The following is a 13881-nucleotide window of genomic DNA, read 5'->3' as shown; positions in this document are numbered from 1 at the left end:
CTTATAGCTGCATTTAACGGGCTTTTGTTCGTTATCCAGTTTTAATAATTTTCAACTTTTCTTTCAAAATATGCTCTAGGATGAGCGCATACCGGACATTCTTCCGGGGCTTCCTCGCCAATAAAGATATATCCGCAGTTTCCGCACTTCCAGCCAAGAGGAGCCTCTCCCTTAAAGGTTGCGCCTGCCTTATAGCTTTCCAGCAGCTTGCGGTAGCGTCTCTCGTGAGCGGCCTCTACCTCTGCAACGCCTTCAAACTTCTTGGCAAGTTCTTCAAATCCCTCTTCTCTTGCCTCTTCTGCCATGCGCTTGTACATATCCGTCCACTCAAAATTCTCGCCGGCAGCGGCATCTTCCAGGTTAGCTTCTACATCGCCGATTCCGTGGAATTCCTTGAACCACATCTTAGCGTGTTCTTTTTCCTGACCTGCGGTCTCTTCAAAAATATTAGCCATCTGTACATATCCAGCTTTTTTTGCTGCGGATGCGTAATAAGTATACTTGTTTCTTGCCTGTGATTCGCCTGCAAATGCTTCCATCAGGTTCTTCTCGGTCTTGGTTCCTGCGTATTTTGACATATTAAAATCCTCCTTTGTGAAATTTAAGGGTGCAGCCTTTAAGTGCCGCACCCTGCTGTTAAAATATATCTGATATCATTATATCTCTATTTGTATGATTTTGGAAATGATTTTTTAAATCTTAGCCAAAATATCTCTTTAACAGTCCTTCGAATGCTTTGCCATGACGAGCCTCGTCTCTTGCCATCTCATGCACTGTATCGTGGATAGCGTCCAGGTTAGCGGCCTTTGCGCGCTTAGCCAGATCAAACTTGCCAGCTGTTGCGCCATTCTCAGCATCGATTCTCATCTCGAGATTCTTCTTGGTGCTGTCTGTTACACATTCGCCGAGCAGTTCCGCAAACTTAGATGCATGCTCTGCCTCTTCGTAAGCAGCTTTCTCCCAGTATAAGCCGATCTCCGGATATCCTTCTCTGTGAGCAACTCTTGCCATTGCAAGATACATTCCTACTTCTGAGCACTCTCCTTCGAAGTTAGCTCTTAAATCAGCCATAATATCTTCGCTTGCGCCCTGAGCAACGCCTACAACATGCTCTGCAGCCCATTCCCTTTCGCCTGTCTGCTCCTTGAACTTATCAGCGCCTACATGGCATACCGGACATTCAGCTGGTGCTGCGTCTCCCTCGTGAACATAACCACATACTGTACATACAAATTTTTTCATAATAAAACTCTCCTTTTCTTATTTAAATTTAATTTTTAATATTAGTAATTGTTACTGATATTAATTTATCACAGTTGATTCTAATTGTCAATCCTTATTTTATGATTTTATTTACTTTTTTTCCAGACACTTTTTACAAGTTCCATAAAACAGAGTCGTGTGGGAATCTATGGTTCCCTGGAAATGCTCATTGGCAAGTGCGTTGATGCCCTGGATGTGCTGTTCATCCAGCTCCAGGTCAAATACATTGCCGCAGGATGTGCACACAACGTGATAGTGAGGCTCAGTTCTGCCGTCAAATCTGTCGCCGCCGTTAGGAGTGGAGATCTTAATGGCCTCCCCCATATCTGCCAATAAGTTTAAATTGCGGTATACTGTACCGAGACTAATTCGCGGGAACTCTTCCCTGACATGGAGATATACGGTATCAGCAGTTGGATGCGAGGTGGTATTGGCCAGATATTCTTTAATAGAAGCTCGTTGCCTGCTGTATTTTAAGTTTGCCATCTGCGCCCTCCTTTCAATAATGATAATAATTACTGTCATTATTATAGAGCAGAATAGAGCAACTGTCAACGATTAATTCCAAGATGTAACAATTTGTAATAATTAGATGTGAAAAAAGAGTATTATTTTCGCATAAAAACGTATAATATGGCGAGAATATTATTGATAAATAGGGTTGACATTGATGACACACATGATATAATATCAACGTAACATATGTAACAATTCTGTAACATTTACTAAAGATAAGAAAACATAAAGGAGGGAGTTTATGGATTCTATTCTTAGGAAAGGATTGTTCCTAGTTACTTTTACAGGAGCTATGACAGCATTTCCTGCCACGGTAAAGGCTTCAGATACAGTAACTGACAATATAATGCCGCAGGTGGGAATCGAGGAGGTACTAAGTGACTGCTACTTATCCGATAAACAGATTGAAGTAGAAGATTATCTGGTACCAACGCAGAAGGGTGAGTATTTAGATATGGCGTTCGCCAATGTCCAATCGTTTCTATATATAAGAAGCGAGCCGACGACGGACAGTGAGTGGGTAGGCAAGCTGTATCCTGATTATGCCGCTAAGATTATCGGGCCGGTAGGCGAATGGACGCAGGTCCAGTCAGGCTCGGTAACAGGCTATGTGTATTCCGACTATATATTAATAGGAAAGAACGCAGAGCAAAAGGCACAGGAGATGGTACAGAATTCAGGAACCGAAAGTCCTGATGAAGCATTTACTTATGCTGAATCCAAAGAAGAAGAAGCAGCAAGGCTTGAGAAGGAAGCAAGCGAGGCAGCCGCAAAGGCCGAAGAAGAAGCGAGTGCAAAGGCCGGTACGGGACAAGCCATTGTGGACTACGCCTGTCAGTTTATTGGAAACCCCTATGTTTGGGGAGGTACAAGCCTTACAAATGGGGCAGACTGCTCCGGATTCGTACAGTCCGTGTTCGCCCATTTTGGAATCAGTCTTCCACGTACAACGTGGGATATGGAGAATGTAGGGACGCCTGTAAGTTATGATCAGGCAATTGCCGGAGACATCATCCTGTATGATGGCCATGTGGGAATATACATGGGAGACGGCCAGATTGTAAATGCGATCAACAGTTCCAGAGGTATTGGAATCTTGCCTGCCACTTATACAAGCATTATTACAGTAAGAAGACTAATTTAGAATATACACGAATTATGAGAAGAAAAGTCCCAGGAAAAATCCCGGGACTTTTCCATGATTAAAAACTTTGTCAGGTGAATGTACAAATTGTACAAAATTGTAAAAAATTGTAAAATACTGGAAAAACGACTTATCCAAGTTTTCCACATTGAAATAGCCAAAAAAGGTGGAAAAAATGATGTTTTAGAAATTTTATCCACATTATCCACATAAAAAGCATCAAAAACGGGGGATTATTCAAGGCAAATAAAAGAACGGATGTTTTGTGAAGTTATAATAAAAATTAGATTTTGTCGAAAAAAACCAAAATAGTTATTGACTTTTAAGAAGTCAAATATTAAGAATAAATTTGCAGAAAATGTTTACACAATGATAAAAACCAGCTATAATGGAAACATTGAAGAGAAAAGGAGGAGTTATGATGGCACAGGTTTCAAGAGATACGACTATTGGCGAGGCACTCAGCATGAACCCGGGGATTGCACCAATCCTTCAGGAAATTGGGATGCATTGCCTAGGATGCCCGGCTTCACAGGGAGAGTCTTTGGCAGAGGCTGCAATGGTTCATGGTATAGATGCTGAATTATTGGTCGAAAAGATCAATGCATTTTTGAATGCATAATATGACAGCAAATAACAAAAAGATGCATCGGGACAAGCCCGTGCATCTTTTCTTGTTATTTGACATATAAGCGCGGTTATTGTAATCCGCAGGTTAAACTGCCGCAAGCTTTTGAACTGCGTTGGCAGATACGAGAACCTCGCAGTGCTCTTCCAGAAATGCCAGTGTAGCGCCGGAAGCCTTTTCCAAAGATCCATATTCTGAAAGCATGTTGCATATCCGGTTGAAATCATTAGTGGTGAGGTCTGACTGTGTCAGCGCAAGGATATACACGTCTTCGCCTTGATCTTTGTACAAGGTATTGGAACCAGAGTACATCGTGCTAAGCAGGCGCGCGGCCTTTAACACATGATCCATTGTTGCAAATGAGAACAGCCGCAAGGTAGCCTTAGGTGCTTTGGATGACTGCTCTTCATTGGCAGTTTCCGCCGCCTCGGCCGTGCCAAGTTTTTCTTTGACCTTGCCTAACAGATCCAGTAATGTCTCAGCGCCTTCCAGTTTAGCGGGGGCGTCCTTTTTCTTAGTATCCCAGTCGCCATCCGGTGACGGAGCGAATTTTGAAAAACGGGTATCGAGTTCCTCTGGATCCTCGACTTTAGTAATTATCAGCACGATTGAATCAGCGGAAGCAGGTATTGCTTCTATCATAAGAGGAATATCTTCTGCTTCGAATCCAAATTCAAAGGCTGCCTGTTGCATCATATCGTGGAAAAGTGACTTCGCTTTTTCGGTTCCGTAGGCCAGTTCGCTCAACTGAAGCTGGCGTGCAGCCAGATCGGCACGTGTCAAAGTGCAGCGTATCTGATTGTCGTTGAGTTTCTCAATCTTCATATTCATCACTTCCTTCTAATTTAGTATAGCATAGAAAATATGGGATGTTCAATAAAATAAGTATAAAATAAAAAAGTGCTTGATTTCGCTGAATCTATCGGATATAATGACGATACTAGAAGATAGTTTTCCCTGATAGCTACGTTCTTAGAACAAAGGAGGGAGAATTTCTTAATTTTATTTTTATCTTAATTTCTCAATGTAAGACGATCCGCGAATCTATCATAGACAAATCAGAGATTGCCGTTTCAGGCATAATTATCACATTATTTTTTAGAGGAACTTATGGAAAAGTACTATAATGCCAAAACTATCTTCTATATTTACCAGCTGCGGCATATATGGCGGAAATGTATCACGAGTATCTCCTTTTATATTATTATATGCAATCGCAGCCGTAGTTATCATATGGCATTGAAAAGGAGGCTAGTACATGGGGAAGGAAGAAGATTTAAGAAGGATGTTCCAGGAATTGACAGGCTATGAGAAGAAAAAGATAGACCTGAAGATGGAGGGAATACCCGCAAGCCCCATGCAGATAGTCCTGGCTCACGAGATGCGGGAGGGTGTGACTTATATGAGGGACTATATACTGGATGATGAGGGCGATATTATCGAATTGGACTTCCAAGGCGTAAGAACTGAAGAAAACCAGAAAAACGAAGAAACGCAAATACCCCGAAAAATCAATAAAATGTCGAAATAAATAATGACGTGTGTCAATGCTTTTGCTATAATAAGGTCTAGTAGGAGGTGCAGCATGGAAGAAAGAGAAAGAAGAAGCCGCACAGTTCCGGACCGAACAAGAAGCACAAGCCGGCCGGGGACGCCAAGAATTGGCACAGCAAGAAGCCGAACCGCGACAGGCAGACAGGATACGACAAAGCAGCAGAATGCCAGAAGGCAGCAGGATGCGCTAAGGCAGCAGGAAGCCAGAAGACAGCAGGAGGCAGGAAGGCAGCAGGAGGCCAGAAGGCAGCAGGCGAGAAGATCGCAGTCCGGGAGACCGGGAAGCAAGCGGACGCCGGCGAGAGGGCCCCAATCCAAGAGGAGAAGAAAGAGAAACTTGGGAATCAAGATATTCCTTGTGATTATATTAGCGATATTAGCTGTTGTGGCAGCATTTTTATGGAAACGATACAGTCCTTCAAAAGAAAAGTATGATTTGAAAAAGTATTATGGGATTGAACAGGAAGGACAGTTGGCTATTACCGTTAATAATCAGGTCGTAGAACCCCATGGCATGATTGTGGATGGCAAGGCATATATCCAGTATGATGTCGTAAGAAAATACATCAACAGCAGATTCTATTGGGATCCAGATGAGAATATCCTCTTGTACACGCTTCCAAAAGACATGGTTTCTGTAGAAGTAGGCAGCAAGGACTATATGGTGTCGAAGGATAAGAAAAGCGAAGACTACGTCATCCTAAAGACCGAAGGAAGCACGGCATATATCGCACTTGATTTTATCAGCCAGTATACCAATATGGAGTATGAGGTTTACGATAATCCGAGCAGAGTCATGATCGTCAGCGACTGGGGAAAGACTACAGTGGCAACAATAAAAAGAGACACTCAGGTTCGCTATCAGGGCGGAGTCAAGAGTCCGATCCTTACCGAAGTATCGAAAAAGGACGAAGTTACGATCGTAGAGAGCGAGGAGAACTGGAAGAAGGTCCGCACGAAGGACGGATTTATCGGATACGTCAGGAACAAAGACCTGAAGAATGAAGAGACCAAGACGATATCCAGAGATTTCGAAGAGCAGGAATTTACCAGTATTTCCAAGGATTATACGATCAACATGGCATGGCACAACGTGACCAACAGTGACGCAAATGGAAGCGTGCTGCAGAAGATTGCAGAGAGTAAGGGTCTGACGACAATTGCGCCAACCTGGTTCCATGTAAAAGATACGGATGGGAATATGGACTCCATAGCTTCCGCGGATTATGTAAATTATGCACATCAGGCCAACATAGAAGTGTGGGCGACTATCAGGGATTTTGACGGGGGCATCAACTCCTATGATGAATCCTATGCATTGCTAAGTTATACCTCTAAGAGGGAGAATTTGATCAACCAACTGATTTCCGAAGCATTGCGCGTGGGAATCGATGGAATCAACGTTGATTTTGAAAAGATTTCAGAAGAATGCGGAGAGCATTATATACAGTTCATCCGCGAATTGTCTGTAAGATGCCGGCAGAATGGAATCGTGCTGTCTGTCGACAATTATGTTCCTAAGGGCTATAATATGCAATATGACCGTAAGGAGCAGGGAATCGTTGCAGATTACGTAATTATCATGGGCTATGATGAGCATTTTGCAGGCTCGCCGGAGGCAGGCCCGGTTTCTTCTTATAATTTTGTAAAAGAAGGCATCGAAGAGACGCTCAAGGAAGTTCCGGCTGAAAAGGTGATCAGTGGAATCCCGTTCTTCACCAGGCTATGGTCGGAGACTCCGAAGACGGAGGAAGAACTGGCAAGCCAGGCAGGAACGGATGCCGCGGAATATACCATGAATGTGGACAGCCAGGCCTTGGGAATGACCAGCGCAAGCGATCAGGTGGCCCAGGCCGGGGCAGAGATTACCTGGGATGATAAGGCGCAGCAGAACTATGCCACATGGACCGTAGATAATGTGACATACGAGATATGGCTGGAGAATGAGAAATCTATCGAGCCTAAACTGCAGCTGATGAAAGAGAATAAACTTGCAGGTACGGCAGCATGGGCTTTGGGACAAGAGAATCCAGACATCTGGAATCTGATATTAAAATACGTAAATTAGTGAAATAAAATATAAAATACTTCCGGCAGTCATATATTTAATCAATATATAGACTGTCAGGAGGTATTTTTTTGCGTAAAAAAGTAGAGTTCGCAGTCCTGGTGCTGGCGCTGGCAGGGCTGCTGGCCGTCAGCAAGAATTTGGAGAAATATGTATCCAGCGGGGATGTAAAGAAAGGAAGCGCTACCGTAGTCATAGATGCGGGACACGGCGGGAGCGATCCGGGCAAAATCGGAGTGAATGATGCATTGGAGAAAGACATAAACTTAAAGATTGCCAAGAAGGTCAAGAAGCTTCTGGAAAAAGAGGGCGTGACCGTAGTCATGACCCGTAAGGAGGATGCCACGCTGGCTAAGGAAAGTGACCAGAATCAGAAGATCCAGGATATGAAGGCGCGGGTCGATGTGATCAACAAGACGAAGCCGGCAATGGTAGTCAGCATTCATCAGAACAGTTATCATGAGGAGGGGATCCATGGAGCCCAGGTATTCTACTATTCCCATTCCAGCGATGGAGAAAAGGCGGCGGTAATCATGCAGAAAGCGCTGCTGGCCGTGGATAGCGATAATACCAGGCAGGCAAAGGCCAATGATACATACTATATGCTTAAGAGAACGGAGGTTCCGACAGTAATTGTAGAATGCGGATTCTTGAGCAACAATGAAGAGGCGGAAAAATTAGTCACGAAGGAGTATCAGCAGCAGCTGGCGGAAGCAATTACTCAGGGAATCCGAACTTGTCTGTCGAAGTAGAGTGTAGTATAATGAAATCTATGAGAACAATAATAGAGAAAATAGATAAAAACAAAATAAATACATATATTATAAGAGAAGCCGGACGCATACTAAGAGAAGGAGGCCTGGTGGCATTTCCGACAGAAACCGTATATGGACTGGGGGCAGACGCGCTGAATGAGCACGCAGCGCAAAAAATATATGCTGCCAAGGGAAGGCCATCCGACAATCCTTTAATCATCCATATAACCAACATGGATGACCTTGCAAAGATTACCTCTTTCATACCGGAGGCGGCTAAGGTTATTGCCGACAAGTATTGGCCGGGGCCGCTTACCATGATCTTTGATAAGAGCGGCATTGTCCCATATGGAACTACCGGCGGTCTTGATACGGTGGCAGTCCGCATGCCAAGCCACGAGATAGCCCGGGAAGTGATCGATGCAGGAGGCGGCTATATAGCTGCCCCCAGCGCGAATACATCGGGAAGGCCAAGCCCTACGACAGCCCTGCATGTGGAAGAAGATATGACAGGGAAGATTGATATGATTATTGATGGAGGCTCCGTGGACATAGGCGTGGAGTCTACCATACTGGATATGACGGTTGTGCCGCCAATGATCCTCCGTCCCGGCGCCATTACCCGGGAGATGCTGACAGAACTGATCGGAGAAGTGTCGGTGGACAAGACATTGATAACGCCGGACAGTAAAAAGACCCCCAAGGCTCCGGGCATGAAATACAGGCATTATGCGCCGAAAGCGGAATTGACTATTGTAGAGGGTGAAATCAAAGAGGTAATTGCCAAGATCAACAGCCTGGCGGCAGAGAAACTGGAAGAAGGTCTGAAGGTGGGGATCATTGGAACCGAGGAGACGGTAGGATGCTATCCGGCAGGAGATGTAAAGAGCATAGGCACCAGGGAGGATGAAGCGACTATAGCGGGAAGCCTCTATGGCATCCTGCGGGAATTTGACAATGACGGCGTTGATTATATCTACAGCGAGGCATTTGCCACAGGAGGGATTGGGAGCGCGATTATGAACCGCCTGCTGAAGGCAGCCGGACATCACGTGATTCATATATAAACACTAATAAATAATAAGGACAAATGAGGAGGAAGAAAAGATGTCTAACGTACAGATCATGGATCATCCGCTGATTAAGCATAAGATCAGCTATATCCGTCAGGAGAACGTAGGATCCAGGGATTTCCGGGCAGTTGTGGGAGAGATTGCGGCACTGATGTGCTATGAGGCTACAAGGAATCTGAAGCTTCAGGATGTAAAGATTAAGACTCCAATCTGCGAGACGGTGGGCCAGGAATTAAGTGGAAAAAAGATGGCGGTAGTGCCAATCCTGAGAGCGGGGATCGGCATGGTGGACGGCATACTGAATATGATACCTGCCGCAAAGGTAGGGCATATTGGCCTGTACCGTGATCCTGAGACTTTTGAGCCGGTGGAGTATTACTGCAAGCTTCCGGCTGACTGTGATGAAAGAGAAGTCTTCGTGGTGGATCCCATGCTGGCTACCGGCGGATCCAGCGTTGCGGCGATCCAGATGCTGAAGGACAAGGGCGTGAAGAATATCCGGTTCATGTGCATCATTGCGGCGCCGGAAGGCGTGGAGCGGATGACAAAGGCACACCCGGATGTGGATCTGTATATTGGGGCTCTGGATGATCATCTGAATGAGCAGAAATACATCGTGCCGGGGCTGGGGGATGCGGGAGACCGTATCTTTGGAACCAAGTAATGGCATATCTGCGGTAAGGAGGTAATGCATATGGGCAGCAAGAGGAAAGACTATATCAGTTGGGACGAGTACTTTATGGGTGTAGCCATGTTATCCGGCATGCGTTCCAAAGACCCGAATACGCAGGTTGGCTGCTGTATCGTAAGCCAGGATAACAAGATTCTGTCCATGGGATATAATGGACTGCCGATGGGATGCTCTGATGATGAATTCCCATGGGTGAGGGAAGGGGACGACCCGTTGGAGACCAAATATGTATATACGGTGCACAGCGAATTGAATGCGATCCTTAACTACCGGGGCGGAAGCCTGGAAGGAGCGAAACTGTATGTGTCTCTCTTTCCATGCAATGAATGCGCCAAGGCGATCATTCAAAGCGGGATTAAGGAAGTGATCTATGATTGCAATAAATATGAAGATACGTCCTCTGTGAAGGCATCCATGCGGATGTTTGATGCGGCAGGCGTGAATTACCATCAGTACCACCGTACGCAAAGAGAGATTACCATCAGGCTGTAAGCCTGGCAAGAATAAGGAAAGGGAAGATCCCGGCCGGTCAGGTGGGATCTTCCCTTTCTTTATTCTTGCTTATAAAACTATGCTTATGAAATCATCTTGGCCTGCCGCAGAAGGAAACGGTAGCGTTTCCAGGCAGCATTGCCTTTGTAGATATAGCAGTCGATCAAGTCCGGGTCTGAGGCATTCTGAAAGTTGTTGTATGCATCTTCGATTTCCTGCCTTGCCTGGGCGATCTCTTCAATCAAAGTATTGCACTGGGGATCGAAGGATAAGCGCCTGTATATATCTTCTTCGGCAGCACTTCCTCGCTCAAATAATCTCATAATCCACCTCCATTGCTGTATCGCTTGGTTTTCTTTTTTCTAGTATAGGCAGATTTGAAGAATAAAATACCAGATACGAGGATATATATGGAATTAGGAAATGAATTTGGGAGGGTGAATATGCCGGAGCAGAAACCTCATATTTTAGTTAATTTTTTAGTACGGGCAATCATAGGCATTGCAATTATTTTTTTTGTAAATGAGTTTTTGGCTTCTAAGGGGATTTCTGCGCAGGTTGGCATGAATCCGATGACATTTTTGACGTCCGGGGTCTTTGGAATACCAGGGGTCGCGCTACTTTACGGCATTACTTTCTACCAGATTTTGTAAGGGTTGCACAAAGTTCTACCTTTTTTAAAAAAGGGATGGACAAACAGGAAATATGTGGTTTATAATCGTTCTACAAGTTACATCTGGTGACTTGTATCTGATTATCTAATTCTATTGATAGATTCTATGCCGTATCGGCGGAAGATCACACAGACATGATAAGACAGCAACAGAGGAGGGATTTTACGTGAGCAGCAAGAGTCTGGTTATTTGCGACCAGGAAGAGAAGTATGCCTCTGCGTTCGCGGCGTATCTGACAAAGAAAAAGGAACTCGCGCTGCAAGTGCAGGTGTGCAGCGACCCGGAACAAGCACGGAAAATCCAGCAGGAGAAGGCGATTGATATCCTTCTTATCAGTAGCGGTTATTCGCAGGAGATGAGAAAGGAGATCCAGGCGGGGAGCGTGTTCGTCCTGACAGAGACGGCAAGTGCGAGTACTGGGCCTCTAGAAATCCCGGTATACCGATATCAATCGGGGGAGGCCATTCTTGCGGAGGTCATCTGCCAGTGTGGCCTAAAAGGAGAAGAAGAAGGATTATTTCTCCAAGCGGCAAAGAAAAGGCAGATGCGGATCATCGGGATTTTCTCGCCGGTACACCGCACGGGAAAGACTGGTTATGGGCTGGAAATGGGAAAGGAACTGGCCGTATCTTATAATGTCCTGTATATCAATATGGAACTGTATGGAGGGATCGGCGGTCATTTTCCAGAGGAAGGGCAGACGCTGGCAGATCTGATCTACTATTCCCGCCAGGAAAGCCGGAACTTCGGAATGATACTTACCACGCTGGCAAAGCATATGGAATCGCTGGACTATCTGCTCCCGTTCCGGGTATCCGAAGACATAAAGGCAGTCACGCCCGAGGAATGGACGAGCCTTCTTATGCAGATTGAGCAGTGCGCCATCTATGATGTCCTGATACTGGATATAGACGAAGGAATACAGGATGTATATGGAGTTCTCAGGCAATGTACGGAAGTGATGGTGCCCGTGGCGAGGGATCCGGCTGCCAGGGCCAAACTGTTCCAGTTTGAAGAGGAACTAAGGCTGCTTGGCTATGAGGATGTGAAGAAGAAACTGGTGAAAAAGGAGCTGGAGCGATGATACAGGCAGAACAGCTGCATGCCAGGATTCTGGAAGAACTGGATATGACCAGGGAGATAGAAGATGAGGAACTGACGGAACTGATCTACCGGGTTCTTCAGGAAGCGTCTTCAGAAGAGTATCTTTCTCTTTCGCGCAAGACGGAACTGGGCAAGGAATTATTCAATGCATTCCGCAAGCTGGACCTGCTTCAAGAGTTTCTGGAAGATGAAGGAATTACAGAGATCATGATTAACGGTACAAGAAGTATCTTCTTTGAACGGGATGGCAGAATCCATAAGTCGGACAAGCGGTTCCTGTCGAAGGAAAAACTGGAAGATGTCATTCAGCAGATCGTAGCGAGTTCTAACCGTCTGGTAAATGAAGCATCTCCTATCGTGGACGCCAGGCTGGCCGATGGCTCCCGGGTCAATGTTGTGCTAGAGCCAGTGGCAGTGAACGGGCCAATTGTTACGATAAGAAAATTTGGAAAAGATGCCATTACCATGGATCAGCTGATTGCATGGAATTCCATCAGTAAAGAAATATCTGATTTTCTGGCCGCTCTGGTGGCAGCCGGATATAACATATTCATAAGTGGAGGGACTGGTTCCGGAAAAACCACTTTCTTAAATGCATTATCGCAGTATATTCCAAAGGATGAAAGAATTATAACCATTGAAGACAACGCAGAATTAAAATTGCAGGATATCCCCAATCTGGTCAGTCTTGAGGCAAGGAATCCCAATGTGGAGGGGACTGGCGCCGTAACGATCCGCGACCTGATCAAGTCGGCCCTGAGGATGCGCCCGGACAGGATCATTGTGGGCGAGGTCCGGGGAGCGGAGGCGATCGATATGCTGCAGGCCCTAAATACCGGACACGATGGCAGTCTTAGTACCGGACATGCCAACAGTACGGCAGATATGCTTGCCAGGCTGGAGACGATGGTATTGATGGGGATGAATCTGCCTTTGCCGGCAATTCAAAGGCAGATTGCCTCGGGCATTGATATCATCGTCCATCTGGGGAGACTGCGGGATAAGAGTCGAAAATTGCTTGAAGTGTCGGAGGTTCTGGGATATGAGAACGGAAAGATATGCCTTCAGTCATTGTATAAGTATGAAGAAGAAGGAGAGAAGGCAGGGAAAATCACGGGGAATTGGAGGAAGATACATGAGATTACGAACGATCAGAAACTCAAGATGGCAGGATATGACCAAGAAGGAACTTGCGATGATCACAATTAAGTCAGGCGCAGTTACCTTAGTGACCGCCTGGCTGTACTACCGTTCATTCTGGATGTTGCTGCCACTGCTTCCCGTATGGGCCTGGCATTTTAAGATGATGGCAGAAGAGGTGGCTCGCAAAAAAGATCAGGAATTCCTACTGCAGTTCAAGGAAGCGATCCAAGCCATGGCATCAGCCCTGAATACAGGATATTCCGTAGAGAATGCCCTTCTTGAGGCGCAGAAGGAATTAAGGCTTCTGTACCCTGAGGATGCAAGGATATCACGAGAATTCCTGGTGATGGCAAGACAACTAAGGCTTCATGTACCTATGGAGCAGATCCTGGAGGAGTTTGCCGGAAGGTCCGGGCAGGAGGATGTGGAGAACTTCGTGGCAGTATTTGCAGCTGCAAGAAAAAGCGGAGGAGATATGATTTCTATTATCCGCAATACAGCGAACCAGATAGGAGACAAGATTGATGTGAAAAGAGAGATAGATACCGTGCTGGCGGCGAAGAAGTATGAGTTTCGGGTAATGGCGGCAATCCCGTATGCGATTATCGGCTATATGTCATTAAGTTTCCCGGAATTTATGGACAGCCTGTATGGGAACATAATGGGAATCGGGGTGATGTCGGCTTGCCTGACAATGTATTTGGGCGCATATTATCTTGGAGCAAGGATCATAAGGATCGAGGTATAAAGATTCTGGCGGTAGGAGCCATCCTGCT

The 13881-nt window shown here is 45.7% G+C and carries 17 protein-coding genes; 12 read left to right on the top strand and 5 right to left on the bottom strand.

The window, feature by feature from the left end:
• Positions 1-41: 41 nt before the first annotated feature.
• The 3 genes from rbr to HDCHBGLK_RS05225 form a co-directional block, all read right to left on the bottom strand.
• Complete coding sequence (rbr, locus tag HDCHBGLK_RS05235; RefSeq protein ID WP_009248400.1) at positions 42-578, bottom strand: rubrerythrin; 537 nt, start codon at positions 576-578, stop codon at positions 42-44.
• A 121-nt stretch (positions 579-699) separates the two neighbouring features.
• On the bottom strand, positions 700-1242 hold the full coding sequence (locus HDCHBGLK_RS05230; RefSeq protein ID WP_004607608.1) for an NADH peroxidase: 543 nt from the start codon (positions 1240-1242) through the stop codon (positions 700-702).
• Positions 1243-1353: 111 nt separating this feature from the next.
• Complete coding sequence (locus tag HDCHBGLK_RS05225) at positions 1354-1749, bottom strand: Fur family transcriptional regulator (RefSeq protein WP_009248399.1); 396 nt, start codon at positions 1747-1749, stop codon at positions 1354-1356.
• Between the two features lie 271 nt (positions 1750-2020).
• On the opposite strand from HDCHBGLK_RS05225, the gene HDCHBGLK_RS05220 reads away from it, so the two are divergent.
• The gene (locus tag HDCHBGLK_RS05220) at positions 2021-2923 is read left to right on the top strand and encodes a C40 family peptidase (protein WP_004607610.1); all 903 of its coding nucleotides are present in this window, start codon (positions 2021-2023) and stop codon (positions 2921-2923) included.
• Positions 2924-3344: 421 nt separating this feature from the next.
• On the top strand, positions 3345-3545 hold the full coding sequence (locus HDCHBGLK_RS05215; RefSeq protein WP_009248398.1) for a DUF1858 domain-containing protein: 201 nt from the start codon (positions 3345-3347) through the stop codon (positions 3543-3545).
• A 93-nt stretch (positions 3546-3638) separates the two neighbouring features.
• On the opposite strand, the gene HDCHBGLK_RS05210 is transcribed toward HDCHBGLK_RS05215, so the two are convergent.
• Positions 3639-4376, bottom strand: a complete 738-nt coding sequence (locus HDCHBGLK_RS05210) for an adaptor protein MecA (protein WP_173695194.1) — start codon at positions 4374-4376, stop codon at positions 3639-3641.
• 433 nt (positions 4377-4809) lie between these two features.
• On the opposite strand from HDCHBGLK_RS05210, the gene HDCHBGLK_RS05205 reads away from it, so the two are divergent.
• The 6 genes from HDCHBGLK_RS05205 (at position 4810) to HDCHBGLK_RS05180 (ending at position 10184) form a co-directional block, all read left to right on the top strand.
• Positions 4810-5082, top strand: a complete 273-nt coding sequence (locus HDCHBGLK_RS05205; RefSeq protein ID WP_004607615.1) for a hypothetical protein — start codon at positions 4810-4812, stop codon at positions 5080-5082.
• A 54-nt stretch (positions 5083-5136) separates the two neighbouring features.
• Entirely contained in the window at positions 5137-7173 is a 2037-nt protein-coding gene (locus HDCHBGLK_RS05200) for a glycosyl hydrolase family 18 protein (protein ID WP_130574561.1), read from the top strand.
• 71 nt (positions 7174-7244) lie between these two features.
• Positions 7245-7925 (top strand): N-acetylmuramoyl-L-alanine amidase, encoded by a 681-nt coding sequence (locus HDCHBGLK_RS05195; RefSeq protein ID WP_004607618.1) that lies wholly within the window; start codon positions 7245-7247, stop codon positions 7923-7925.
• Between the two features lie 11 nt (positions 7926-7936).
• A complete protein-coding gene (locus HDCHBGLK_RS05190; RefSeq protein ID WP_004607619.1) occupies positions 7937-8995 on the top strand; it encodes an L-threonylcarbamoyladenylate synthase in 1059 nt (352 codons plus the stop codon).
• Positions 8996-9035: 40 nt separating this feature from the next.
• Positions 9036-9665: a uracil phosphoribosyltransferase gene (upp, locus tag HDCHBGLK_RS05185; RefSeq protein WP_004607620.1), complete on the top strand. Its 630-nt coding sequence runs from the start codon at positions 9036-9038 to the stop codon at positions 9663-9665.
• A 30-nt stretch (positions 9666-9695) separates the two neighbouring features.
• Positions 9696-10184, top strand: a complete 489-nt coding sequence (locus HDCHBGLK_RS05180; protein ID WP_009248393.1) for a deoxycytidylate deaminase — start codon at positions 9696-9698, stop codon at positions 10182-10184.
• Positions 10185-10267: 83 nt separating this feature from the next.
• On the opposite strand, the gene HDCHBGLK_RS05175 is transcribed toward HDCHBGLK_RS05180, so the two are convergent.
• Positions 10268-10507, bottom strand: a complete 240-nt coding sequence (locus HDCHBGLK_RS05175) for a YaaL family protein (protein ID WP_004607622.1) — start codon at positions 10505-10507, stop codon at positions 10268-10270.
• Positions 10508-10594: 87 nt separating this feature from the next.
• On the opposite strand from HDCHBGLK_RS05175, the gene HDCHBGLK_RS05170 reads away from it, so the two are divergent.
• The 4 genes from HDCHBGLK_RS05170 to HDCHBGLK_RS05155 all read left to right on the top strand — a co-directional run bounded on the left by HDCHBGLK_RS05170 (position 10595) and on the right by HDCHBGLK_RS05155 (position 13853).
• Entirely contained in the window at positions 10595-10837 is a 243-nt protein-coding gene (locus HDCHBGLK_RS05170; protein ID WP_004607623.1) for a pro-sigmaK processing inhibitor BofA family protein, read from the top strand.
• Positions 10838-11024: 187 nt separating this feature from the next.
• Positions 11025-11942: a P-loop NTPase family protein gene (locus HDCHBGLK_RS05165; RefSeq protein ID WP_004607624.1), complete on the top strand. Its 918-nt coding sequence runs from the start codon at positions 11025-11027 to the stop codon at positions 11940-11942.
• Positions 11939-13171: a CpaF family protein gene (locus HDCHBGLK_RS05160; RefSeq protein ID WP_004607625.1), complete on the top strand. Its 1233-nt coding sequence runs from the start codon at positions 11939-11941 to the stop codon at positions 13169-13171. Before HDCHBGLK_RS05165 ends, HDCHBGLK_RS05160 begins: the two co-directional genes overlap by 4 nt.
• Positions 13098-13853, top strand: coding sequence for a type II secretion system F family protein (locus HDCHBGLK_RS05155; RefSeq protein WP_039909830.1), 756 nt, complete (start codon positions 13098-13100; stop codon positions 13851-13853). The genes HDCHBGLK_RS05160 and HDCHBGLK_RS05155 overlap by 74 nt, the downstream gene beginning before the upstream one ends.
• Positions 13854-13881: the final 28 nt, after the last annotated feature.

The organism is [Clostridium] scindens ATCC 35704 (assembly GCF_004295125.1).
GTDB lineage: Bacteria > Bacillota > Clostridia > Lachnospirales > Lachnospiraceae > Clostridium_AP > Clostridium_AP scindens.
The sequence above is the reverse complement of the archived record's forward strand: the minus strand, read 5'-3'. Positions and strand labels throughout refer to the sequence as shown.

Coding starts and splice junctions, on each gene's coding strand:
- rbr (WP_009248400.1), bottom strand. CDS start 578: ATGTCAAAATACGCAGGAACCAAGACCGAGAAGAACCTGATGGAAGCA.
- HDCHBGLK_RS05230 (WP_004607608.1), bottom strand. CDS start 1,242: ATGAAAAAATTTGTATGTACAGTATGTGGTTATGTTCACGAGGGAGAC.
- HDCHBGLK_RS05225 (WP_009248399.1), bottom strand. CDS start 1,749: ATGGCAAACTTAAAATACAGCAGGCAACGAGCTTCTATTAAAGAATAT.
- HDCHBGLK_RS05220 (WP_004607610.1), top strand. CDS start 2,021: ATGGATTCTATTCTTAGGAAAGGATTGTTCCTAGTTACTTTTACAGGA.
- HDCHBGLK_RS05215 (WP_009248398.1), top strand. CDS start 3,345: ATGGCACAGGTTTCAAGAGATACGACTATTGGCGAGGCACTCAGCATG.
- HDCHBGLK_RS05210 (WP_173695194.1), bottom strand. CDS start 4,376: ATGAAGATTGAGAAACTCAACGACAATCAGATACGCTGCACTTTGACA.
- HDCHBGLK_RS05205 (WP_004607615.1), top strand. CDS start 4,810: ATGGGGAAGGAAGAAGATTTAAGAAGGATGTTCCAGGAATTGACAGGC.
- HDCHBGLK_RS05200 (WP_130574561.1), top strand. CDS start 5,137: ATGGAAGAAAGAGAAAGAAGAAGCCGCACAGTTCCGGACCGAACAAGA.
- HDCHBGLK_RS05190 (WP_004607619.1), top strand. CDS start 7,937: ATGAAATCTATGAGAACAATAATAGAGAAAATAGATAAAAACAAAATA.
- upp (WP_004607620.1), top strand. CDS start 9,036: ATGTCTAACGTACAGATCATGGATCATCCGCTGATTAAGCATAAGATC.
- HDCHBGLK_RS05180 (WP_009248393.1), top strand. CDS start 9,696: ATGGGCAGCAAGAGGAAAGACTATATCAGTTGGGACGAGTACTTTATG.
- HDCHBGLK_RS05175 (WP_004607622.1), bottom strand. CDS start 10,507: ATGAGATTATTTGAGCGAGGAAGTGCTGCCGAAGAAGATATATACAGG.
- HDCHBGLK_RS05170 (WP_004607623.1), top strand. CDS start 10,595: ATGGAATTAGGAAATGAATTTGGGAGGGTGAATATGCCGGAGCAGAAA.
- HDCHBGLK_RS05160 (WP_004607625.1), top strand. CDS start 11,939: ATGATACAGGCAGAACAGCTGCATGCCAGGATTCTGGAAGAACTGGAT.
- HDCHBGLK_RS05155 (WP_039909830.1), top strand. CDS start 13,098: ATGAGATTACGAACGATCAGAAACTCAAGATGGCAGGATATGACCAAG.